General features: G+C 40.8%; 20 protein-coding genes. 6 read left to right on the top strand and 14 right to left on the bottom strand.

Annotated features, from left to right (window positions below; all coding sequences use genetic code 11):
* Positions 1-16: 16 nt before the first annotated feature.
* From K2F45_RS25390 to K2F45_RS25410, 5 genes are read right to left on the bottom strand one after another with little or no spacing between them, the layout of a single operon-like run.
* Positions 17-1795 (bottom strand): acyl-CoA dehydrogenase family protein, encoded by a 1779-nt coding sequence (locus K2F45_RS25390; RefSeq protein ID WP_075994425.1) that lies wholly within the window; start codon positions 1793-1795, stop codon positions 17-19.
* 54 nt (positions 1796-1849) lie between these two features.
* Positions 1850-2209, bottom strand: coding sequence for a four helix bundle protein (locus K2F45_RS25395; protein ID WP_075994426.1), 360 nt, complete (start codon positions 2207-2209; stop codon positions 1850-1852).
* A gap of 35 nt (positions 2210-2244) precedes the next feature.
* The gene (locus tag K2F45_RS25400) at positions 2245-3417 is read right to left on the bottom strand and encodes an acetyl-CoA C-acyltransferase (RefSeq protein WP_075994427.1); all 1173 of its coding nucleotides are present in this window, start codon (positions 3415-3417) and stop codon (positions 2245-2247) included.
* Between the two features lie 30 nt (positions 3418-3447).
* The gene (locus K2F45_RS25405) at positions 3448-5877 is read right to left on the bottom strand and encodes a 3-hydroxyacyl-CoA dehydrogenase/enoyl-CoA hydratase family protein (RefSeq protein WP_075994428.1); all 2430 of its coding nucleotides are present in this window, start codon (positions 5875-5877) and stop codon (positions 3448-3450) included.
* Positions 5878-5917: 40 nt separating this feature from the next.
* Complete coding sequence (locus K2F45_RS25410; RefSeq protein ID WP_075995002.1) at positions 5918-6358, bottom strand: MarR family winged helix-turn-helix transcriptional regulator; 441 nt, start codon at positions 6356-6358, stop codon at positions 5918-5920.
* Between the two features lie 276 nt (positions 6359-6634).
* Between K2F45_RS25410 and K2F45_RS25415 the strand changes: the two genes are divergently transcribed.
* Complete coding sequence (locus K2F45_RS25415) at positions 6635-7597, top strand: isopenicillin N synthase family dioxygenase (protein ID WP_248932654.1); 963 nt, start codon at positions 6635-6637, stop codon at positions 7595-7597.
* 89 nt (positions 7598-7686) lie between these two features.
* Here the strand turns inward: K2F45_RS25415 and K2F45_RS25420 are convergent, their stop codons facing one another.
* From K2F45_RS25420 to K2F45_RS25445, 6 genes are all read right to left on the bottom strand, one after another.
* The gene (locus K2F45_RS25420; RefSeq protein ID WP_248932655.1) at positions 7687-8442 is read right to left on the bottom strand and encodes a porin family protein; all 756 of its coding nucleotides are present in this window, start codon (positions 8440-8442) and stop codon (positions 7687-7689) included.
* A gap of 5 nt (positions 8443-8447) precedes the next feature.
* Positions 8448-9644, bottom strand: a complete 1197-nt coding sequence (locus K2F45_RS25425) for a PCMD domain-containing protein (protein ID WP_248932656.1) — start codon at positions 9642-9644, stop codon at positions 8448-8450.
* A gap of 166 nt (positions 9645-9810) precedes the next feature.
* Positions 9811-10173, bottom strand: a complete 363-nt coding sequence (locus tag K2F45_RS25430; RefSeq protein ID WP_075994431.1) for an MmcQ/YjbR family DNA-binding protein — start codon at positions 10171-10173, stop codon at positions 9811-9813.
* A gap of 447 nt (positions 10174-10620) precedes the next feature.
* Positions 10621-11601 carry an IS3 family transposase gene (locus K2F45_RS25435; protein ID WP_157698357.1) on the bottom strand — a complete coding sequence of 327 codons (981 nt, stop codon included), beginning with the start codon at positions 11599-11601 and terminating at the stop codon, positions 10621-10623.
* On the bottom strand, positions 11598-11975 hold the full coding sequence (locus K2F45_RS25440; RefSeq protein ID WP_075993755.1) for a hypothetical protein: 378 nt from the start codon (positions 11973-11975) through the stop codon (positions 11598-11600). The genes K2F45_RS25435 and K2F45_RS25440 overlap by 4 nt, the downstream gene beginning before the upstream one ends.
* A 203-nt stretch (positions 11976-12178) precedes the next feature.
* The gene (locus tag K2F45_RS25445; protein ID WP_248932657.1) at positions 12179-12733 is read right to left on the bottom strand and encodes a thioredoxin family protein; all 555 of its coding nucleotides are present in this window, start codon (positions 12731-12733) and stop codon (positions 12179-12181) included.
* Positions 12734-12960: 227 nt separating this feature from the next.
* Between K2F45_RS25445 and K2F45_RS25450 the strand changes: the two genes are divergently transcribed.
* The 3 genes from K2F45_RS25450 to dnaK all read left to right on the top strand — a co-directional run bounded on the left by K2F45_RS25450 (position 12961) and on the right by dnaK (position 18562).
* Entirely contained in the window at positions 12961-15648 is a 2688-nt protein-coding gene (locus tag K2F45_RS25450; RefSeq protein ID WP_248932658.1) for a TonB-dependent receptor, read from the top strand.
* On the top strand, positions 15641-16525 hold the full coding sequence (locus K2F45_RS25455) for a GLPGLI family protein (protein WP_248932659.1): 885 nt from the start codon (positions 15641-15643) through the stop codon (positions 16523-16525). The genes K2F45_RS25450 and K2F45_RS25455 overlap by 8 nt, the downstream gene beginning before the upstream one ends.
* A gap of 132 nt (positions 16526-16657) precedes the next feature.
* The gene (gene dnaK, locus K2F45_RS25460) at positions 16658-18562 is read left to right on the top strand and encodes a molecular chaperone DnaK (protein ID WP_075994436.1); all 1905 of its coding nucleotides are present in this window, start codon (positions 16658-16660) and stop codon (positions 18560-18562) included.
* 111 nt (positions 18563-18673) lie between these two features.
* Here the strand turns inward: dnaK and K2F45_RS25465 are convergent, their stop codons facing one another.
* From K2F45_RS25465 to K2F45_RS25475, 3 genes are all read right to left on the bottom strand, one after another.
* The gene (locus tag K2F45_RS25465; protein ID WP_075994437.1) at positions 18674-19357 is read right to left on the bottom strand and encodes a TIGR02117 family protein; all 684 of its coding nucleotides are present in this window, start codon (positions 19355-19357) and stop codon (positions 18674-18676) included.
* Positions 19358-19455: 98 nt separating this feature from the next.
* A complete protein-coding gene (locus K2F45_RS25470) occupies positions 19456-20367 on the bottom strand; it encodes a sugar phosphate nucleotidyltransferase (protein ID WP_075994438.1) in 912 nt (303 codons plus the stop codon).
* Positions 20368-20501: 134 nt separating this feature from the next.
* Positions 20502-22043: a helicase HerA-like domain-containing protein gene (locus K2F45_RS25475; RefSeq protein ID WP_248932660.1), complete on the bottom strand. Its 1542-nt coding sequence runs from the start codon at positions 22041-22043 to the stop codon at positions 20502-20504.
* A 168-nt stretch (positions 22044-22211) separates the two neighbouring features.
* On the opposite strand from K2F45_RS25475, the gene K2F45_RS25480 reads away from it, so the two are divergent.
* Together K2F45_RS25480 and K2F45_RS25485 are read left to right on the top strand one after the other, a co-directional pair.
* Complete coding sequence (locus K2F45_RS25480) at positions 22212-22547, top strand: hypothetical protein (protein ID WP_232475633.1); 336 nt, start codon at positions 22212-22214, stop codon at positions 22545-22547.
* A 240-nt stretch (positions 22548-22787) separates the two neighbouring features.
* Positions 22788-24332, top strand: coding sequence for a SulP family inorganic anion transporter (locus K2F45_RS25485; protein WP_248932661.1), 1545 nt, complete (start codon positions 22788-22790; stop codon positions 24330-24332).
* Positions 24333-24505 lie beyond the last annotated feature (173 nt).

A 24505-nucleotide genomic window follows, 5' to 3' on the forward strand; every position in this document is an offset into this window, starting at 1 on the left:
AATAATCTATTATCAATCAAAAACAATATTTATTCTCATCTATCAATTTCTTTGCGATTCGCTGACGTGCATCTTTCACATTAAATGGCTGTGCTTTTGTGAATCTGCGCAAACCAACCAACATCATATTCAGTTCATCACCCTCACCAAAAGAATATAATGCTTCTTTACCGGCAGCGCTGATTTTATCAATAGCGCCATACAGATAGATCTTAGCCATATCTTTTGCATAGTCTGCTTTATCAGAACCTGTATGCAGCAATTTTTCTGCGCGCAACAAAACTGACTCGGTGATATAAACATACCCGATAATATCCGCAATATTCATGAGGATTTCCTCTTCTTTGGAAAGAGACATCATCAATTTTTGCACTGCTGCTCCCGCAATCAATAATCCTGCTTTTTTAAGGTTTGCCACAATTTTCTTTTCTGCAGCAAAAGGCGCATCGTCCTCTTCACCAAAATCCGGAATAGCTAAAAGCTCTTCGGCTACAGCTTGCGCAGGTTCCATCAGTTCCACTTCACCTTTCATGGCCCGTTTTAACAGCATGTCAACGACAAGCAATCGATTCACTTCATTCGTACCTTCAAAGATCCTGTTGATCCGTGAATCCCGATAAGCGCGTTCCATTGGCGCATCTGCGGAGTACCCCATTCCACCATAAATCTGGACTCCTTCGTCTACCACATAATCCAACATCTCCGAGCACCATACTTTGATGATAGCACACTCAATTGCAAACTGCTCCACCGACTTCAATTTTGCTTTTGCTTCATCCATCCCGCCGGCAATCAATGCCTCGTAGGCATCATCAATATTTTGACCGGCACGATACGATGCCGACTCCACAGCAAACAAACGTGTTGCCATCTCAGCCAGCTTATAACGAATGGCGCCAAATTTAGAAATCGGCAGATTAAACTGCACACGTTCATTGGCATACTGCACCGCATGGTTGATCACCATACGTGCCGAACCGATCGTGGCAGCGCCCAGTTTTATACGACCAATATTCAGGATATTTACAGCAATCTTAAATCCATTTTCACGATCAGAAAGCATATTCTCTACAGGAACGGCGCAATCGTTGAAAAAGATCTGACGTGTTGAAGATCCCTTGATACCCAATTTATGTTCTTCAGGATTCATCGTGATGCCACCAAAGTCTTTCTCGACAATAAATGCCGTCAGGTTTGTATCATCATCGATTTTTGCAAATACGATGAAGATATCTGCAAAACCACCGTTTGTAATCCACATTTTTTGCCCGTTGATCAAATAATGTGTCCCCTCGGCATTTAATTTTGCGGAAGTACGACCCGAATTTGCATCCGATCCAGCATTGGGTTCTGTCAAACAATACGACGCCTTCCATTCACCCGTAGCAAGCTTTGGAACATATTTTGCCTTTTGGGCATCATTACCATAATACAAAATAGGCAGCGTACCGATTCCCGTATGAGCAGACAATGCGACAGCAAAGGAAAACCCGCCACCTACCGCATCGGCAACAAGCATAGAAGTGTTGAAATTCTTGCCGAAACCACCATATTCTTCGGGAATAGAAACACCCAACATCCCCAGTTCACCGGCCTTATCCATCAAACTAGGCATAAGTCCTTCTTCTTGCGCATCGATACGGTCCAGCTTGTTCAATACTTCCGTATCCAAGAAGTCCAAGCAGGTCTGACGAATCATTTTGGCTTCTTCATCAAATTCTTCCGGAATAAAAACGGCTGTATAGGGAGTCTCTCTAATCACGAACTCTCCGCCTTTAATTGCTTTATTGTCCATTTTGTTTAAGATTAAGGAGCAAGGAATAAAGAGTAAAGATTGACTCTCAATACCCTATTGCTTTGCTTCTATTGTTTTTAAAAATGTTGTTATTCGTTTTTGCAGTGTAACCACTTGTTCAATTATTTTGACATTATGATCTGATGGAATGTATTCGAATCTCTCTGCAAGAACCAGTTGCGTTTCTATTTCAAAGCAGGATCCCAAAGATATTTTTAAGAAATGAGCAAATTCCTTATTTGAACTACGAGAAGATCCTTCCGCAATATTTGATGGAACGGAAACCGCACAACGTCGCAATTGACTGGTTAAACCAAATTTTTCATCAACAGGGAATAATCTGGTTGTTTCTAAAAGAATTTGAGCCAAATCCATTGCTCCTTTCCAAATTTCTAAATTCCTAAAATTATGCATCTTTTATCTTTGCTCCTTGTTCTTTACTCCTAAGATCAAAGTAACTCAAAAATACCAGCAGCTCCTTGACCAGTTCCGACACACATCGTCACCATGCCGTATTTTTTGCCTCTGCGTTTCAACTCGTTTAAGACTTGGACCGTCAATTTAGCTCCTGTACATCCAAGTGGATGCCCTAAAGCTATGGCACCGCCATTGACATTTACTTTCTCTTCGTCTAATCCAAGTTCACGAATTACGGCTAGCGATTGAGAGGCGAAAGCTTCATTCAGCTCAAAGAGATCAATATCTTCCTTTTTAAGACCGGCTCTTGCCAAAGCCTTGGGTATGGCATAGATAGGTCCGATACCCATAATGCGGGGTGGAACACCTGCTACAGCAAAACTAACGAGCTTTGCTATAGGTTTTACACCAAGCTCTTTCACTTTTGCTTCAGACATCACCAAGACAAATGCTGCCCCATCAGAAGTTTGTGAGGAATTCCCTGCTGTCACGGAACCATTCGCTGCAAAAACTGGTTTTAATTTCCCTAAAGCCTCCAGGGAAGTATCAGCTCGAGGACCTTCATCCGTATCAACGACATATTCACGCGTTGCAATCTTGCCGTCCTTCAAATAATTTTCTTTTACGGTGATAGGTACGATACCATCTTTCAAATGACCATTTTGAATAGCTGCAACTGCCTTTTGATTTGATTTAAGTGCAAAAGCATCCTGATCTTCACGTGAGACATTGTAATCTTTGGCTACAGCTTCGGCAGTCAATCCCATACCCCAATACCAATCGGGATGCTCTTTTGCTACGACAGGATTAGGCACAATTTTCCAACCTCCAAAGGGCATTCCGGACATCACCTCTACCCCACCGGCGATAATAACATCTGCCATGCCAGTCTTGATCTTTGCGACCGCTGTTGCAATAGTCTCCAAACCTGAAGCGCAGTACCGATTAACGGTTACTCCCGGGACCTTATCCGTATCCAATCCCATCAGTGAAATGAAACGAGCCATATTGAGTCCCTGCTCCGCTTCCGGCATCGCATTCCCAACGATGACATCGTCTATATCTTCTTTATTTAAATTTGGCACAGTGGATACAAGATGTTTAATAACATCCGTGGCTAAATCATCCGCCCGCATGAAGCGAAATACTCCCCGCGGCGCTTTGCCTACTGCTGTACGAAATCCTGCTACTATGTATGCTTCCATTATTTTTATTTTTTTCGTGAGTAGTGATTTTTAGTTCCGTAAAGGCTTACCCTTGGTCAGCATAAATTGAATCCTTTCAAGCGTTTTGCGTTCGGCACAAAGCTCGAGGAAAGTTTTACGTTCAAGATCCAGTAGATACTGTTCCGACACTTCGGTCGGTGACGATAAATTTCCACCACACATCACCCAGCCCAGTTTTTCTGAGATCTTTCGATCATAATCAGAAATATAATTACCTTCACGCATTGATGAAGCCCCCACATACACGATCCCTAATCCTTGGTTTCCTAAAACCTTGATATCATTGCGTGGAGCAGGCTGAACATAACCCTCATCAGCCAATTCCAGTGCCTTTGCTTTGGCATCTGCCAAAAGGCGGGCACGGTTCATTGTAATTGCAAATTTATCTTTCTGCAAATAGCCGAGTTCATAGGCTTCATAAGCAGAAGTCGAAACTTTCGCCTGCCCAATGGTCAGGAATTTATCTTTCAAGGTGTTCTGAACAATCTGATCCTCCTTAAATTCCTCCGAGGCACGTAGTGTAAACTCTTTGGTTCCACCGCCGCCGGGAATAACACCGACGCCAAGTTCAACCAAGCCCATATAGGTTTCGGCGTGAGCCTGCACAAAATCAGCATGCATGGAGAATTCACAGCCCCCACCGAGGGTCATTTGAAATGGCGCAACGACTACAGGTATTGACGAATAGCGTAAGCGCATGGATGTATTTTGAAAGGCACGGACTGCCATATTCAATTCATCAAAATCCTGTTCTACGGCCATCATGAAAATCATTCCAATGTTGGCTCCAGCAGAAAAGTTTTTCCCATCATTGGACACCACTAAACCGCGATATTCCTTTTCAGCGAGATCAATAGCTTTATTCAAGCCCTGGATAACATCTCCGCCGATGGTATTCATCTTGGTATGAAATTCACAGTTAATGATACCATCACCAAGATCAATAATAGAAACCCCCGTATTTTTCCAGATTGTTTTACTTTCCCGAATATGATCCAATACGATCAGATCTTCCGTTCCGGGAATAGCTTTATAAGATTTGGTCGCAATATCATAATAGTGACGTACACCATTTTCAATTTTATAGAATGATTCACATCCCGCTTCCAACATCTCGTGTACCCAGGAAGCAACCTCCCCATCCTGACCTGGAAGTCGTTTTTCTTCGGCCTTAATTTTAGCTAAGGTCTCTCGGACACCTAGCGCATCCCACACTTCAAATGGTCCTAACTCCCAACCAAATCCAGCACGCATGGCATCATCAATGCGGAAGAAATCATCTGTAATTTCGGGAACACGACGGGACACATATTCAAACAACGGATAATGCATGGCACGGAAAAGTTCAGCGGCTTTATCGCTCCCTTGTTCATATACTTTCATCCGCTTGCGGATATCCTCCACAGGCTTGGTGGCTTCCAAAGTTGCTGATTTCACTTTTTGCTGTGAACCAAATTCCAGTGTTTTTAGATTTAGAGACAAAATCTCCGAATTACCATCGGCAGCTTTTACTTTTTCATAAAACCCTTTCTTGGTTTTCTCACCCAACCATTTATTCTCTACCATCTTACTGATGAATGTTGGAAGTTGAAAGACACCCTTGGCTTCATCTTCAGGCGCATTCTGTGCCAGCCCATTGGCAACATTCACCAGGGTATCAAGCCCTACAACATCAGCCGTACGAAAAGTTGCCGATTTGGGATGCCCCATTGCGGGACCGGTATATTTGTCGACCTCTTCCACTGTCAACCCAAGAGGTTCCACCAAATGAGTAACCGCCAACATCGAATAAACACCGATACGATTACCAATAAATGCAGGTGTATCTTTACATAATACAACCGATTTTCCCAGCATCTTATCGCCAAAATGAAGGATAAAGTCAACTACCTCGGGCTTCGTGTGCGGTGTAGGAATAACCTCCAATAAAGGAAGATAGCGCGGCGGATTGAAGAAGTGTGTACCGCAGAAATGATCTTTAAAATCTTCACTTCTGTCCGCTGTCATCAAATGAATAGGAATACCAGAAGTATTGGAAGTAATCAATGTTCCAGGCTTACGAAATTGCTCAACACGCTCAAAAACAGACTTTTTAACATCAAGTCGCTCAACAACAACCTCTATGATCCAGTCCACATGAGCAATGTCTTTTAAATTATCATCAAAATTACCTGTTTTGATACGTCTGACAAATGACTTGCTATAAATTGGCGAAGGGTTTGTTTTTAAAGCCGTTTCTAGGGAGCTGTTGACAATTCGGTCCCGAACAACCTTACTCTCCAGCGTGAGACCTTTGGCTTGTTCCGCTGGCAGCAGTTCACGTGGAACGATATCCAACAATAAAACCTCAACACCAATGTTAGCAAAATGACAAGCAATTCGCGAGCCCATAACACCCGAACCGAGAACCGCCACTTTTCTAATATTTCTGTTCATCATAACATATTTATTATGCACTTCTGTACATTTGGTTTAACTTCTAAACGATTACTTCTTCCTTGTAACTGGTTGCAAGCTCATTGAGTTTCGCTAAAGAAGCAATCAATTGATCACGTTCATTTTCTGAAAAATTATCCGCTAAGTATTGATTGAAATTACGCACCACATCCTTGGCAATTCTTCTTTTCTCCCGACCCAATTCAGTCAAGTATACTTTTACAGATCTCTTGTCGGTCTCACTCGTCTCACGGTATATAAATCCCAATGACTCCAAATTATTCAACACCCGAGACAAACTAGTTGTTTTAACTCCTGTCAAATTTGCAATCTGAGAAACAGGTGTACCCTCTTTATGAATGTTAATCAAAATATAACCTGCGGCCTGGGTAAAACCGTACTGCGAAGCAATTTGATTATATTTATTGGCAATTGTCTGCCAGCCTGTTTTTAAAAAATAGTCGATTGTCTGATTTTGGTTCATAAGCGTACTCACAAGCTATTTATTATGCTTGCATAACAAATATACCAGTTAGTAATCAGAATAACAAGATCCAAAATATAAATTTTGTCATATATTCGTCAGCATGACGCTGCTCTACATTTTTTAGCCGAAACGACCAATTACAGAAAATGTGGAAAACTTTTAAGCACTGAAATACAACCAAATAAAACAAAACACAAAACTTTTATTAACAGCTCCTGTTTAATAATCAAAATTAATTCCGTTAACTTTGTCCTGAACAAATATCAACATCGTATGGCTTTAGTAAACATACCTCGCTTGGACTTGCTACATTATACACAAGGAACCCAAGAACAACGAAATCAATTCATCCAAGATATTGGCAAGGCATTTAACGAAACGGGCTTTGTAACGATTGCAAATCATGGCTTATCAAAAGAGCTGATTGAAGAATTATATCAGGTAGTTCCTGAGTTTTTTGGTTTGCCGACCGAGACGAAGGAAAAATATGAATTTCCAGAACTTGCAGGTCAACGTGGCTATACAGCAAAAGGAAGAGAAAAAGCGAAAGATGCGAAGACTCCTGATTTAAAGGAATTTTGGCAACGCGGTCAAACGATCGTTGGTGAAGAATACTCCAAGACTGATTTTCCGGATAATCCTGAAGTAGCAGAGATCCCACGCTTTAATGGTGTGACCGCTGAGGTGTATAAAAAATTAGAAGATACAGGCCGGGAATTATTAAAAGCGATTGCTACCTACCTCGACCTGGAAGAAAATTACTTTGAAAAATATGTTATCAACGGTAATTCTATTTTACGTGCGATACATTACTTTCCAATCAGCGATCCTGACGCTTTAGCTCCTGATGCAGTACGTGCAGGAGCACACGAAGATATTAACCTCATCACCTTATTGATTGGTGCCAGTGCAGATGGACTTGAAGTATTGACAAAAGACGGAGAATGGTTCCCTATCAAAGCCAAAGGTGAAGATATTGTCATCAATGTGGGGGATATGTTGCAACGGTTAACAAACAATAAGTTGAAATCGACTACGCATCGTGTTGTAAACCCGCCGCGTGAAAAAATGGGCACTTCCCGTTTTTCTATTCCATTCTTTTTACATCCAAAATCCACCATGAGTTTGGCTTCATTAGATTCCTGCATAGATGCTGAACACCCGAAAATCTACGAAGATTATACCGCTGGTCAGTACCTGGATGAACGTTTGAGAGAAATCGGATTAAAAATGTAAAACTCCGCATCATTTAAATGAGCATAACAACATATAAAAAAGAAATGGCCGATCCTGAGATCGGCCATTTCTTTTTATAGCTCGCTAAACTATTTCAATTTATATCCTATACCGACATTCATAAAGATATTATGCAGTCCAAAACTAATACTTTCAAATCCGGTTTTCATAATATTATTGAAGCCATAATCCAACTGTGCCAACGCAAAAAATCTTTTGTCAATAGCATAATGGGCTCCCAAACTCATACCAACATCAATACTCCTAACACTTTCCGAGAAATCATAATCGGCATTATCCACAACAATTTTATTTCCAGTAGGTTCTTCATGTCTAAGATAGCCATTGTAAGCCTCGCCATAGAATTCCTTTTTTACCGCAAAAGAAATATAAGGACCTGCCTGCACATTCCAACGATTTGAAAGCTGATAAGTCGCTTGAATCGGCACAGACAGATACAGATTATGCACTTTGGTTGTAATGTCGCCTGTATAATAACCTCTCAGCTCCTCTTTAGAATCGTTCACGGCGTTGAATGTCGTCTTGTATCCCTTAACACTCGCTTTTGTATCCATTCCCTTTCCTTCGAAGACGAGTCCCAAAGACACTCCCCATTGAGGATCAATACGATAGTTTGCCCTTGCTCCGACAAAAAAGGGAACATTCGGATTATAGCTTTTAATTTTTCGGATTTCACGTGGCAATGAAAGCGGTGCGGCTCCGCCGATCTTACCGCCAACCATGACATCAAAACCCAATTTACCTTCATCCGTTGTATTTTCCTGCGCATTTGCAATAGATCCTGTCAAAACCAGCGCAAATAGTGCCATTGTATATTTTATCATTTTCATTATTTCTTCGTTACAATTTTGAGATCATCCACCGTCAGCTTACTACCGACAGCACCGATAAAATTATCACCATATTTACTCGAAGACATTACAATAGCAATGCTATAATCCAAATTGGCAACGTCCGCTTCGTTTACTTTCGCCGTGTACTTAAATGGCAATGTAAACTTGACAAAACCATCAGTTGTGGTTGCGCCACCATTTTCCAGCCTAGCTATAGCCACTATACTTGGATCTTTCAAAATATTATGTCCGGTCAAATAGGAAACTTTCTTCTTCGGATCAGGCTCCGAATCCATCAGCTGCTTGCGATTATAAAAAACCGCATAGATATCACAGGAATCTTTAGTATTGACCGGCTTCATGTTTTCGTCCGTCACCGTCGCGCCAGGACTATATTTATAGTAACCTTCCAAAACCAACGGTATCTGATTGAAAGGAAGACCAAACTGCGTTGCCGAAAGTGGATCTGTCAATACAGGCCCCGTATCAAACGCTCCTATAAAAAGATTTCCCGCAGCAATAGGTTTCTTGAACATCGCCCCAAAAGCACCGGTCAACTTCGTTTCCAATAAAGCCGCTTTCGATCCTGAATGTGCATCCGAACTCGTTTTAGTAGGATATGATTCGGGTTCCTTAGTACCTCCTCCTAAGCTCAATGTCAAGGAGAAGCTTGGATTTCCCGAAGCCCAATTATAGAAATCCTGGCCATCAATTTTATTATAAAATATGGTGTATTTATCATCCTTATCGATCGCCGTATCTTCAAAACCATATGCTGTTGGAACAAATCCACCATCTGTTTTCACAATTTTAATCAGGTAGTTCTTTGTAAACTGATGATCTTCGGACGTAACTTTATAATATACGCCGTTTTTTAGCAATTCATCAACAATTACTTTATTCATATCCTGAGTTCCGGCCGGCATTTTCAAAGAATCCTTCAAAAGCTCAATCGAGGCACCAGGAGTCAGGTCAAAAGTCATATTCAACTTGGTAAGATCATGAATATTGGGCTGAAGATAAAGTGTAACTTGCGTATTTGAGATGACCGGGTTCAGCAAGAAGACATCTTCATCGGCATGAACACCGACAATATCCGCTTCCATATTTAGCGCTTCTTCCTTTATACAACTTCCCAAACTGAAAAGAAGCATAAAACAGATTACCCACGAGTAATTTCGTGTTCGTTTCATAAAAATAATATTTAGTGTAAATTTAATAATCGATGTTATTGAGCGATACATCGAGTTAGCAAAGCTACCATTCCTCGCTCCAAAAACAGCCCTTTTAATACCTTTTATGCACCAAGCAACTAATTCTTTACACGTAAACCACTAATTCTTTACACGTAAACCACACCTAGCGTCCACTTATTTCTTGTCTAATCTTCACAGGCAGGCTTTCCACAATAAGTTGATAGCTATGCAAAATTAACTCTTCAAGCTTTCTATCATCAAGTTCCCGATTAGCAATAATGGTATTCCAATGCTTTTTATTCATATGATACCCCGGAAGCACTGTGTGTTCATGCCTTTCACGCAGTTCGATTGCCCACTCCGGATTACACTTCACATTAAACCGAAGCTCATCAACCTGATCCAGTCCCACCAATAAAAAAATCTTGCCACCTACCTTAAATACCAGTGTATCCGGACCAAATGGCGTCTCCTCCATAACTGGCCCAATAGACAAACAATATTCTCTCAGATCTTCAATGTTCATATTTTTTTGTTTTAGTTATCCTTTAAGTTAATCTGAATGCCCTTCATAAAATGGACAATAATTCATATAAAGCTAACAAAAACAGCGGATCGTTTTCCTTAAAATCTTTTAATCTTTAGCAAAGACGATATTAAACCTATTGGCAATAAAGCGATATGGATACTGAGAAAAACAAATGCGGAACAAACTGGAATTAGACAATGAAAAGTATAGGACAACTTCGGTCTTTATAGGAATTATCGACGGATATGAAGCGGTACTCATTCGGAGCTTCTTCGGTTACAAGCGAAGAAGCTCCGAATGAGTACCGAACAAGTACCGAGGAAGCACCGAACAAGCAGCGTTAAAAGGCAGAATATATTATACTGAAATAGGCTTATGTCTTATACTGAAATAGGTTTACATTTACCGAACAGATTACTATATAGATTTTACATCCTATTTTTTCTACTGGATTTGGTTGTCATTGTCCGTTTTCTGACTGTTATCGGTTGTCCTTTCCCTAACCACAGTTTCCCTAGTTTTGCTGCGGAACTTTTTTGACTCAGCGTTACGTCTTTGAAACATTTTGGGAACTTTTTGGTTCTGCAATTGCTGATGTGCCTGCTGGGGAGACATCATATTGCAGGACATATGTGGCCTAAAATGATTGTATATATTGACTGCCTTGACCAGCTGTGCAAGTGCCGTTTTGTAGTCTGGAAAGGTCTCAGCCATGCGATATTCGCTTTTTAGGATGCCATTTAGCCTTTCTGCCACGGCATTGTCGTACGGGCTTCCGGATTGTGTCATGCTTATTGTAATCCTATTTTCCTGCAATATAGTGACATAATTTGTACTGCAATACTGGATGCCGCGATCGGAGTGGTGGGTCAGATCGCTCTGTGGATACATTCTATGTGATATTGCCATCCTGAGCGCTGATATACAGGCCTGTGCTGTTGGCCTGTGCGTAAGTTTGTAGCCCACGATCTTTCGGGAATAGGCATCTGTGACCAGGCACAGGTAGATCCATTTGTCCCGGATGCGGATGTAGGTGATGTCACTTACCCATATCTGCTCGGGACGCAGGGCCTGCCTGCGCTGCACAAGGTCGGGCCACTTTTTGAAACGGTGGTCGGACTGGGTGGTGATGGCATACCTGCGTTTGCATTTGACCAAAAGGTCATTTTCGCGCAACAGTCTGAAGAAAGCGTCCCTTCCCAGTCCAACCATCGCACTACCCATTTCTTTGACCAATATGCTGCGGAGTTTAAGGGTACCCATGCGATGGGAGTCCTTCCGAATTTCACGTACCCGCGCCAGCACAAGCCCGCTGCGAACGGAGTATTCCTGTTCTCTGCCCATATATTTATAGTAGGATTGCCTTGTTCTGCCAAATAGTCCACAAAGTCTGGAGACCGAAACATTCTGGTAACACGACTTCATTTCTTGGACGATTTGGCCCCAGACTTTTTTACAAAATCAGCCCCATGGAGCTCCTCCGCTTTTTTGATCAACATCTCCAGGGCAGTAATTTTGAGGTTCGCCTGGAAGAGTTCATCCCTGAGATCCTGCTCATTTTTCACCCCAGTGTCTTCTGGCTCAACAGTCTGGGAAACTTCCAGCTCCAGATTGTTTTCCCACTGCTGGTACCATTTCATAAAATACCGCGGAGTGGCTTCCCCCGGAAGATTGTACTTCTGGGCAAGTTGCGAATAACTCAGCTTGCCCGCAAGGTATTCTCTGGAAACGAGGATCTTGAAGCTATCACTGTAAACTTGCTGTCCCCCTGATTTACGTTTTGTCATACGCTTTTTCATAATATTAAATTTAAGATTTTAATATTCGGTTTTTGTAAACCTTTTTCAGGAATGGACATTACATATACCGAGTTAAAAGCGGCTCGTTACATCGAATTCTTTCACTTTTTCAAACCATGCTCAGGAAAGACCAGGTCTACACCTGAGATGATTATCCGGTTAAACTTAAAAATTGCCAGTCTTTTATAAAGATGAATTTTTTCTTATTTGTCTAGCAAGGCCTGGATTTCCTTTTGGATTTCGGTTCCTTTATCGGCATTGTACCACTTTTGAATCTCCTCTTTGATTTCGGAGAAATCTGCCCCTTGCGCTTTCATATTCAAAAACAGCTCCTGGCAGGCTTGAGGTCTTGGGCCCCAGACAGCCAAATCCTGCCCCTGTCCATTACGTATCACTAGAATTGGAATAGATTTACCGCCGTTGGTTAAATAAGAATCGATCAGAAACGGAGCGCTGTCACGCAATTGGATATCCACCGTGATATTGGGATTTTTTGAGGCCATCTTCGCCAACATAGGCACCGAATGCGCTGCATCCCCGCACCAAGGTTCAGTAATAATGATCCATTGTTGCTTTTCAGTAATTGACTCCACAAATTGTTCAAAAGTCGACGTTGGTTCAAAGCGTTTTAACCAACGGCCCATTCTTGTCCAGTTCATTTTTGTGTACTGATAATATTCATCATCTTGATAGGTAGGGTGATTCTCAGGATGATTTAAGATATCTTCGAATTGTTGTAAGTAATTTTCAAACGTCATAATACCAATTTTGTGCAAAGGTAAATTTTACTTCCAACTTTCTCAAACAACCTTCCGCCAACAATCTGTATTGAATGCAATAAAAAAAATGATGCTCAAAAAGTACATGTATAGCAAGAAAAAATATGATTTCCTCTACATTATATACCAAAGATTTTACATTCAGAAGAGATGTTTTACATTTATTAACGATTAAGTAAATTATCTTTGAAAGATACAACCCGTACATGAAAAGATTAGTTCAATTAATACTTTTACTATTTATCGTCATCAACAGTGCTTACTCCCAAATAAACATCAAGGGGAGGATTCTAGACAAGGCGGATGACAAGCCCCTGACCAATGCTTCCATTATTTTACTGAACCGCGATTCAGTCCTCCGTTATTTTAACCGAGCCAATGAAGAGGGAAAATTCCAGGTCAAAAATATCAAACCCGGGAGCTATATTATTTTGGCCACGTACCCTAAGTTTGAACTATATAGTGATACGATCCAAATTGCAGACAAAGATCTCGATCTGCATGATATCAAAATAAATTCCCAAAGAAATGTTTTGCAGGAGGTGATTGTCACCCGACGTCTTCCAATTACACTGAAAGGCGACACCATCGAATATGATGCGGCGAGTTTTGCAACAGAAAAAAATGCGAAATTAGAAGATTTACTACGCCGTCTACCCGGTTTTACGGTTACGGGAGATGGAAGTATCACGGCTCAAGGGAAATCAGTACAGAAGGTTTTTATTGATGGGGAAGAATTTTTTGGTTATGATCCTAAAATAGCCATTCGAAATGTACGGGCAGATGCCGTTGACAAGGTACAGCTCTATGAGAAAAAATCGGAGGAGGCGGAGCTGTCGGGCATCGATGACGGAGTAAGGATCCAAACTGTTAACGTAGTACTCAAGGAAAAAGCAAGAAAGGGTGTCTTTGGAAACATGGAAGCATTGGCTGGATCAAAAGAATTGTATGCGGGAAATCTCTTTGCGGCCAAATTTAATAAGACCGAGCGGATTGGCATCACCGCGAGTCACAACAACATGGGCAGTTCAAGCGGTCGTGAAGGCTCTCTACGCATGAACAACCAAATTACGGGCGAACCTCTGAACACAAACCTTGGTGCCAATTATGAAAATCAGTTCTTCAAAAAAGCCCTAAAAGTCAATGCCAACTATGGTTACGACAACAACAGCAACAGGAATCACTCGGAGACTTACAATAAGAATGTACTGCCAGACGAGTCCATTCAGGAAAAAAACAGCAAAAACGATAATGAAAGGCATAGTCGAAGCCATGGTTTAAGGTCAAACCTTAACATGCGACTGGATTCCACGCAAACTATGGAACTTCAATCCAATGCCAATTGGGCCAACAACGCTAATCTAACCTATACAGACAGCAAAACGGGCGACGGATCAGGTAATCCGATCAGCGACTTTAGAGAGAACAATCAATCGAACTCTTCAAGCTCCAGCAATAATTTTCGGTTAAATTATAGAAAACGGTTAAAAGCGGGTCGTTCCGTCAACCTAATGGTCGGGAATAACCACAAAGAGTCAAATTCAGACAGCAAAGTCTATTCGCGAACCTATTTCTACAAAACAGGAGACAGCACAATTATTGATCAGGATCGGCACGGACGGAATAGCGGAAATGACTTCAACTCGTCAATTAACTTCAATAACCGAATCAGTGACTATATCAATCTGGCTTTAGGTTATAGCTTCAATCATTCGAAGAATACAAATACCCAAAATTCGATAGACAATATTACCCAAAAGTTTGATTCCCTTTATTCCCAAAACCAGATTGACAATAACACCAATCAGGGCGTTAATGTGAATTTTTCCTATCGCAGGGAAAAGTTGGAGATCAATTTTTCCAACCGTACGTTCTATAAGAATCAGAAGTTAAATGATAGTTATAGGTCAATCGATCTCGCCCGGAATTTTTGGGACAACAATTTAAATGTTGATGCGAATTATCGTCTTTCAAATAGCAAAAATATACGTTTAGCTTATCAAAGTTCGAATATCATTCCATCCTTTGATCAGTTACAACCGCTGCAACCTCAGACCAACCCTTTGTTTCAACAAGTTGGTAATCCTGACTTAAAACGTGCGGTGAACAATAATATTTCGGCCAACTATAATGCTTTCAGTTTATTGAAAGGAACCAACATCAATATCAACGGAAACTTATCTTTCGTAAATAATCCGATTGTCAACAAAACAACCATACTGGACAACTCTGCCCAGATCAGTACTTATGAAAATCTATCCGGCAAATCCAACTGGAATGGTGGTCTGAATATCAACCATATGCAGCCTTTGGCCAATCGACGTATCAATTTTAACAAAAGTGCAAATGTTAGATTTAACAACAGCTATAGCTACACCAAATTTGAAGGCGGACAATCCGGCGGCGAGTTTCTGCTGAACAATGCAAAGAATACCAACTTTAGCCTAGGTTCAAGCTTAAATGAACAAGACTCAGAAGGGTTCGATTTCGACCTATCTGCAAACGCCGGCTTTAATATCCAGCAAAACTCGATCAACACACAATACAACGCAACAAGTTTTCAAGGTGGGACCTCGGCCTATGTCAAATACTTTCTACCGAAGAAGTTTAATATCATGGCCAACATTTTCTATAGCTACACAGGACCTACGAAACTCTATAAGAAATCAATCAATCAATTTTATACCAATATCGAATTGGAGAAAAAAGTACTGAAAGATGAGAGCATGACACTCAGCGTAAAGGCCTTTGACCTTTTCAACACCTTCAACAACACACGCCGTAATGCGAGTGACACCAACTATTCCGAATCTGTTCAACAGGTATTGACGCAGTATTTTTTGGTCGGTGTAAAATGGGATTTCAACAAATATCTGGGGAAAGGAAATGATTAAAAAGATATATTTAACACTAATCATCTGCTGCTTGTATGGTTTAACCCTTCAGGCACAATACGCCTATTTTGGAAGTAGGGGTACCATTAGTTTTGACAAAGTTACCTACACAAAAGCACGCATACGGCAGATGTCCAACGACATGAACTCGAAAGGAATGGACAGGGGTATGGGAATGATGGAATATCTCGACAAGGTACCGGATTCACATACAGAAAAATTAAACTTCTACTTTGATGAGAATTCTACCCTGTTGATGCCCGAGGAAAGCGAGGGTACCGAAAAGCAACGTGCTGAAGTAAAAATGGCTGCACCTACGATAAGTTCGGCAAATGGCAGAAGGGGCAGATCTCAGGGTGCGGCCCGAAGCGGAGGAAACCAAAGGGGGCAGTTTAGAGCTGGCGCCAACAAGAATGGCAAGGTCCTCTACCAGGATCTGAAAGCTGGTACAGCAGACATCCAGCTTGATATCGACGAAAAATACATTCTTTCGGAAACATTGGACAGCATTACTTGGCGTTTCACCGAAGAGTTCCGCAATATTGCCGGTGTAAATTGCCGCAGAGTCAACGGTGCCACCAAAGACTCACTTTATCTGATTGCCTACTATTCGGAAGAAATCCCAGTATCGGCAGGACCAGCCTTGAGCCATGGCCTTCCGGGAATGATATTGGGTCTTGTCATCCCAGAAATGCACATTCAATATTGGGCTACAAATATCGCCTATACCAATAAACTTGTTCCTTCTGATTGGCGGGATAAGAAATCAAAAAAAATGAAACTTGCCGAATTCTCGGAAATCTTTGGCAGATATATGCCACGTAATCGTCAAAACGAGTCAGCAAAAAAAAGGATATTAGAGCAACTGGTGTATTGAAAATGTCAGTTTGGCAGTGCCTAAAGACAAATTGATGACAAATAGTGTTTTTTTTACAAAACTTTTGGATTGGCATAAGGGTTGATAATAGACTGATAGAATTTATTTAAGTAAAAAATTAAAACACAAGATATGTCTAAAATTATAGGAATTGACTTAGGTACTACAAACTCATGTGTTGCCGTAATGGAAGGTAACGAGCCTGTAGTAATTACGAACAACGAAGGTAAACGTACAACTCCTTCGATCGTAGCTTTCGTAGAAGGTGGCGAGCGCAAAGTTGGGGATCCAGCAAAGCGTCAAGCAATTACTAACCCGCATAAAACTATTTATTCCATCAAACGTTTTATGGGTCTTTCATACGATGAAGCTGTGAAAGAAGCTGAACACGTACCTTATAAAATCGTTAAAGGTGACAACAATACACCTCGTGTAGAAATTGATGACCGCAAATATACACCACAAGAGATCTCTGCCATGATTCTTCAAAAAATGAAGAAAACAGCTGAGGATTTCTTAGGTCAAGAAGTAACTGAAGCTGTTATTACAGTTCCTGCATATTTCAACGACGCACAACGTCAAGCAACAAAAGAAGCTGGTGAAATCGCTGGTTTATCTGTAAAACGTATCATCAACGAACCTACAGCTGCAGCTTTAGCTTACGGTTTAGACAAAGCACACAAAGACATGAAAATTGTTGTGTTTGACTGTGGTGGTGGTACACATGACGTTTCGGTATTAGAATTAGGTGACGGAGTATTTGAAGTTAAATCTACTGACGGTGATACACACTTAGGTGGTGATGACTTTGATAACGTAATCATCAACTGGTTGAACGAAGAATTCAAAAGTGAAAACAATGGCTTTGACTTGAAAAAAGACCCAATGGCATTGCAACGTTTGAAAGAAGCAGCTGAGAAAGCGAAAATTGAATTATCAAGCGCAACTTCTACTGAAATCAACTTGCCATATATCACTGCTGATGCAACTGGTCCAAAACACTTAGTTCGTTCATTATCACGCGCTAAATTTGAAGCTTTGGCTGCTGACTTGATCAAGAGAACAATTGCTCCTTGTGAGTCTGCATTGAAAAATGCTGGTTTCAGCAAATCTGATATTGATGAAATTATCTTAGTAGGTGGTTCTACTCGTATCCCTGCAATCGTTGATGCTGTAAAAGCATTCTTCGGAAAAGAGCCTTCTAAAGGTGTAAACCCAGATGAAGTTGTAGCTTTAGGTGCTGCTATCCAAGGTGGTGTATTGACAGGTGAAGTAAAAGACGTTTTATTATTGGATGTTACTCCACTTTCATTAGGTATTGAGACAATGGGTGGTGTGATGACTAAATTGATCGAAGCAAATACAACAATTCCAACTAAAAAATCGGAAACATTCTCTACTGCTTCAGACAATCAGCCATCTGTAGAAATTCACATCTTACAAGGTGAACGTCCTATGGCAAACCAAAACCGTACAATCGGCCGTTTCCATTTGAATGACATTCCACCAGCTCCTCGTGGCGTTCCTCAAATCGAAGTTACTTTTGATATTGATGCGAATGGTATCATCAAAGTATCTGCAAAAGATAAAGCTACTGGAAAAGAACAAAATATCCGTATCGAAGCATCTTCAGGTTTGTCTGACGACGAAATCAAACGCATGAAAGAAGAAGCTGAAGCAAATGCTGATGCTGACAAAAAAATGAAAGAAGAAGCTGACAAAGTAAATGCAGCTGACGCTTTAATCTTCTCAACTGAAAAACAATTGAAAGAATATGGCGATAAAATTTCAGCAGATAAAAAAGCGCCAATTGAAGCTGGCTTAACAAAATTAAAAGCTGCTTACGAAGCGAAAAACTTTGCTGATATCGACGCTGCTTCTGAAGAATTGCAAAATGCTTGGAATGCTGCCTCTGAAGAAATGTATGCTGCTTCTCAAGGTGGTGCACAACAACCTCAAGGTGATGCAGGTCAAGCTCAAGGTGGAAACCAAGGTGGTGATGATGTAACTGACGTAGATTACGAAGAAGTGAAGTAATCACTCCTCCTCATAAAAAAAGCTCCGGGATTAATCCTGGAGCTTTTTTTATGGCTATCATTTTCACTATCTCACTTCACATTCAACGAGATCCTGCTTATGTATTTCTAACTACTTCTTATTTTTATAGTGACTTAATATTCCTTTGTCCAATGTCGCCCATATACCTGCTGGCATAGCTGCCTTCTTTAAGGCATTATTTGTCCAGGTATTGCAGGAATAAAACATGCTATAGGCTCCCTTTGCTTCATAAAAAGCGTCTGAGTCACCATACTGTGCATCTGTTTTCACCAAAATAGTTTCCGCTTGATTTCGATCCAACGAATCTTCTATATATTTTATCAGATCCCGGTATTGGGATCTACTGATCTGATAAGCAAAACATAACTCATCCTGCTGAACCGAATTGTAATAGGTCACATGCATGGCAGACTCCCCCAATCCAAAGGCAGCAACAAAGGCCGTCGATGCTTTTAAATCCTTCCATTCTGGTGTGTCCAAATAGAATCCTTTATCACCCCAACCGATACCCACATACCGATATCCGCTATGTTTCCCAACCGTATTTCCATAAGGAAATAGTTGCGACCAATCCATCTCTTCGTTAACGACAGGCAATACAATATCGGTATGAATACCATTGGACTGAACAAAAACCTGAATCGTCTTCTCTTCGTCTATATTCTTCTTTGGAGCCGAAATTCTTGACAGACTGTATTCAGCAACAATATAGAGCACACAAAAAGACAACAATCCTAAAATAATATAACCAAACACCTTAAGAATTTTTTTCATCTAAGATCTATTTCCGCTCAATTAATCTAGCGCACAGGTAAAAAAAAACCTGTATTGCTTGACAATACAGGTGAAAGATAAGCTATTTCTTTTAGCTCTTAAAATAACTTTTCAGGATATATTCCATCAGCTACTAATTTCGAAATCGATTCTTGTACGATAGGTTTATCTTCTTTATAAGTTACGCCAAACCATTTCGAAGAAGTTGGGATCACTTTAAAATCAGCCAACTTATGTTTCACCATATAATCCGGTACGGAAGGAATGAAAAATTCTGCTTTTAAATTCGCCTTATTTTCCTCAACAAATGCAGGGAACATCGCCTGCGCCACTTCGAAAATCTTTGGTGTAAAGCCCCAAAAGTTCATCGAAACGCGGGTTTTTGGATCTAGGTCTGTTTCAACACCATTCTCTTCATAAACGATTTTGCGATCGTCACCTTCACCTTTGTAGTATATATTTGTACGTTCAGTTACACTTTCCATGTGTCCAGAAGGGGTAACCTCACATACTCCGCGTGAAACATAACCATAATCAGACATGGTATTTCCAACCTGGAAGCCCATCAATGACATTTGCTCATCAGAAACTTCGGTTGTTAAGAATTCGGCCATTTTTTGAAAAGAATCCGAGCCATAGAAATCGTCTGCATTGATTACACAAAAAGGTTCATGCACTTTATCCTTAGCGCTCATCACCGCATGGGCAGTACCCCAAGGTTTAGTTCTTTCGATAACGTGGTTAACGCCAAATTTCGTTAGGTCAAAATCTTGAAAAGCGTAATCTACTTCTATTTTACCTTTCAATTTTTCATCAAAAACTTCTTTCATTTTATCTAGGAACTCCTCCCTAATAATGAATACAACTTTTCCAAATCCTGCGCAAATGGCATCGTAAATTGAATAGTCAATAATTGTCTCGCCGTGTGGGCCAAAACTGTCGACTTGTTTTAAAGAACCATACCGGCTAGCCATTCCTGCTGCCAAAATCAAAAGGGTTGGTTTACTCATATTTAAATTGCGTTAATAGAATTTTCTTTTCGTCCGCAAACTTAGCTAAATTTGCCCTTAAAAGCAAATTTAGCTAAGTTCAGCTCCACCTTCAAAGGTATAGTATTGAAACGAAAAGAATCAAAAAATTATTGTTATTTCTTTTTTAAAAATGCGTTTAATAAACCCGTCGCTAATTTGCCCAACAACTTAACTCCTTCCCGTGCTAGCGTCGTTGTCGCAGTTCGTTGTGCAGCCTCCAAAGGCGTCTGTCTCCTGGAAGAAGGCCGACTTGCCTTCTCTGCTTCTTTTTCCTGCGCCGCACGTTGTTGTTCCTGCTCAGCGGCCTGCATTCGCTCATCTATGATTTCAGCTGCAGAACGATTTTCTTGTCGCTCCTGGTATTTAGCTTTCAAATCAGACTGATTGATAATCTGGTTGATTGTTGCATCAGCTGCAGGCCCCATCACGGCACGTGCCGGTACCAAATGCGTAGCAACAACCTCTGTAGGAATACCTTTGTCATTCAATACGGTAATCAATGCCTGTCCCGTCCCCAAAGCGGTCAACATCTGATCAATTTCATAAAAATCAGATTTTGGATACGTTTTAACGGTCTTCTTTAAGTTTTCAGCATCGTTGGGTGTAAAGGCACGCAATGCATGCTGCACCCGATTTCCCAATTGCGCCAATACAGACTCCGGCACATCGGTTGGAGACTGTGTACAGAAGAAAACACCTATCCCCTTCGAACGGATAAGACGAATAATCTGATCCACCTGTGTCAAAAAGGCTTTAGGAGCTCCGTTGAACAGCAGATGGGCTTCATCAAAGAAAAAGACCAGCTTCGGTTTATCCAGGTCGCCCACTTCGGGCATATTTTTAAACAACTGTGCCAATAAACTCAATAAGAATGTAGAATACAGTATGGGTTGATCTTGCACATCGGAAATATTCAACAGGCTAATCACCCCCCTACCATCTACTTTTTGAAACAAATCGTTGATATCAAACTCTTTCTCGCCAAAGATATGAGCCAAACCTTGCTGCTCCAAGGCGACGATCTTACGCAGGATAGTTCCCGAGCTGGCGGAACTAATCTTACCATAATCGCTTTTGATTTCTTCGCTACCAGGTCCTTCTGAAAGGTAGCTTAGCAGTTTTTTGGTATCTGAAAAATCGATCAATGGCATTTGATGATCTTGCGCATATTTAAACATTGCGGCCAATACCCCTGTTTGTGTTTCATTGAGCTCCAGGATCCGGCCCAGCAAGACCGGTCCGAAATCTTCTACGGTAATCCGCATGGGAATCCCCTTATTGCCAGAAAGTGAATACAGTTCAACGGGAAATGACGACGGCTCAAACGGCACGCCCACAGCGTTTCCCCGATCAATAAGGGCCTGATTGGTGACACCTGGTTCTGCTAAGCCTGATAAATCGCCTTTGACATCCAGCATAAATACAGGTACAGAGGCATCCGACAACTGTTCGGCGATCAATTGTAGCGTACGCGTTTTACCGGTTCCGGTCGCCCCGGCAATAAGTCCGTGACGGTTCATCATTTTCAAGGCCAAATCCACTTTTGCCTCTGCCAAAATTTCACCATTGAGCATTCCCGCTCCCAGATAGATAAATGCTCCTTTGGGATTATAGGAGGCCTGGACCTTCTCAATAAATTGTTCTTTATTTGCCATATGAAAGGCTTAATATTTATAAATCAAAAAAAATTGAAAACTTTTCAAAAAATAATCTCTTCGTCACAATTTCGTGCCAAATTTTATTTTTAGTGCACTATTCATTTGAATTTAACATAGAATTACTATTTTTACGATGTAAAACAGTAAGATTAAAGGTAATAAAAAATGTTAAATAAGCGGTTTAGATTTGTGGCAGCATTCCTTTGCGCTATCATCTTTTTCACAAAGATGGCCATCTCTATTTCGCCTATTTTTTCCAACAGCTTAGATCAAAGCACCATCTTACAGGTCGTTTTACAACTTGAAATCGAAAACAATAACGGTGCAAGTAACGATACACTTGAAACCGCCTCAAAATTTTTCAATACAAAAACAGAAGAACCTATTGTATTTGAAACCATTATCGTTGAGAACCAAGGAAAACAGAAGAATTATCTTAAAAATGAGAAAAGCATTTTAGCTTTCCATCCTACGGTTCCAACACCGCCTCCTAACTGTTAATAAAGGCATCCCTCGGGGATGTAATTCCATCGACCCGCATGCAAAAGATAATGCATGTGCGGTATCCTTGATTTTTCTGAAGTAATCGATCTGCTTTAGTTCGGTTGAATATTATCGTTGAGCTTTCTCAGCAAGACACTTTGTCAATGCTATTGAAGGACATACGATATAACGATACAAAGCTACAGCTCACTAAAGGTTGCCTGATGAAAACTTTATTTATAGATAAACACAAATTTTATGTTTGGAACTCGTACGTCGGCTTTTCTGAAACTATCGAAAAGAGACTTAAAATATGACTTCCCTGCTAGTGTTGTGGTGTTTTTGGTGGCACTTCCATTATGTTTGGGAATTGCAATGGCCTCTGGTGCGCCATTGTTTGCAGGATTATTGACTGGTGTAATTGGTGGAATCGTTGTCGCTTCAATCAGTAAATCACCACTCAGTGTAAGTGGGCCAGCTGCTGGTCTTACCGTTATTGTCTTAGGTGCTATTCAAAGCCTGGGCGCATATGAAACCTTTCTACTTGCCGTCGTGATCGCTGGTGTAGTACAGGTCATTCTTGGTATATTAAAAGCCGGGATGATCGGCAATTATTTCCCTTCAGCGGTCATTGTAGGTATGCTTGCCGCGATCGGCATCACAATTATCATGAAGCAGATTCCTTTGGCATTGGGCTTAGTGGAAACACATGCCTTCGAAATGGACAATGGACATGGTATTGGCGCCTATTTTGATACGATCGCCTCTGCGATCAACTTTGGTGCATTGATCATCTGTGCACTATCATTGGCAATCCTTATCTTCTGGCCATCTATTCCAAAGCTTAATAAGGTTCCGGCCCCATTGGTTGTCGTGATTATGGGCGTAAGCTTAGCTTATTTTTTCAACGGCTCAGCGCTCCAATTGCACGATAAACAATTTGTTTTGGTCCCTATTGTAGGTTCTTTTGCTGAATTCACAGGATTATTTACCCTACCGGACTTCACACAGATTGTCAACAAAGATGTGTGGATAGCTGCATTTACGATTGCAATTATTGCAAGTCTAGAAACCTTATTGAGTATCGAGGCGGTTGATAAAATAGACCCTTACAAAAGAAATACGCCAACCAACCGTGAACTCGTTGCACAAGGAATCGGTAATATGACCAGTGGACTTCTAGGCGGTCTACCCTTAACATCCGTTATCGTACGCTCATCAGCAAACGTCAATGCAGGTGGAAAAACGAGACAGTCTGCTATCATGCATGGTATGTGGCTATTGGTTGCTATGCTCGCTATCCCAACAATGCTGAATATGATTCCTTTGGCCTGCCTAGCGGCTATTCTTCTCCATACAGGGTATAAATTGGCTAAACCAAGTCTATTCACCTCAATGTACAAAAAAGGCCTAGATCAATTTATTCCATTTTTTGTCACCATTGTAGCGATCGTGTTTACCGACCTTCTTATGGGTGTAGGAATAGGCATTGTCGTGGCGACATTCTATATTTTGAGAGCAAATATGAAAAATGCTTTCAAATATAATATTGAAAAAGACAATGAAGAAGATAAGGCTGTCATTACATTAGCGGAGGAAGTATCCTTTTTGAACAAGGTTCCTATCCAACAGAAATTATACAGCTTACCAAAATCGATCAGTAAGATCCGCATCGATGGAACATTCAGTAAATTTATAGACAAGGATGTCATCGAAGTCATAAAAGATTTTGAGCAGAACGCGAGAAGTAAGGGAAAAGATATCGAGCTTTTGCAGGTTGTCTATAAAAAACCCTCCTCATAAGGGAAAGGTTTTCGACGTATCGCGTAAGCCATTACCTTCCATCGTTCTACCAGCAATCCTTGGTTGAAATAAGAGGAAGGATTATTGAACATCAAGAACAGATTTTCAATAAAAAATAAGTTGTTTGAAGTAAACAATGAATTTAGACATTTGTATTATTATAATAAAATCGA

The sequence above is a fragment of the Sphingobacterium siyangense genome (assembly GCF_023277505.1).
In the GTDB taxonomy this organism is placed as follows: domain Bacteria; phylum Bacteroidota; class Bacteroidia; order Sphingobacteriales; family Sphingobacteriaceae; genus Sphingobacterium; species Sphingobacterium siyangense.